We start from the raw sequence: 396 nt of genomic DNA on the forward strand, positions 1-396 counted from the left end.
CGGGCGCGCTGCTCCTGGTCGACCATGGCGATGGCGACGGCCGCGCCGACGGCCCAGAACCCGGCGCAGGCGAGCGCCGACACAACGCGGGAGGCGAAGAGCAGCCCGTACGAGGGGGCCAGCGCGCCCGCCACCTGCCCGAGGCCGAACAGGATGATCAGCGCGATCAGGGTGGTGCGGCGCGGCAACCGCAGGGTGGCCACGGCCAGCAGCGGGGCGCCGACGACCATGCCGATCGCGAAGGCGGATATGAGCAGGCCCGCCTGCGGGATCGTGACGCCCATGTCCTCGGCGATCGGCGGCAGGAGCCCCGAGAGCATGAACTCGCTGGTGCCGAGCGCGAAGACGGACAGGCCGAGGACGTACACGGCCACGGGCATGCGGCGGCGCGGGGCG

At 74.2% G+C, this 396-nt stretch carries 1 protein-coding gene; it reads right to left on the minus strand.

Features of this window, described 5'->3' with window-relative positions; translation table 11 throughout:
- On the minus strand, window positions 1–380 hold a 380-nt coding region (locus tag G3I71_RS49480; RefSeq protein WP_164325539.1), incomplete at its 3' end, for an MFS transporter.
- Between the last annotated feature and the right edge of the window lie 16 nt (window positions 381–396).

Source organism: Streptomyces sp. SID12501, assembly GCF_010550245.1.
In the GTDB taxonomy this organism is placed as follows: domain Bacteria; phylum Actinomycetota; class Actinomycetes; order Streptomycetales; family Streptomycetaceae; genus Streptomyces.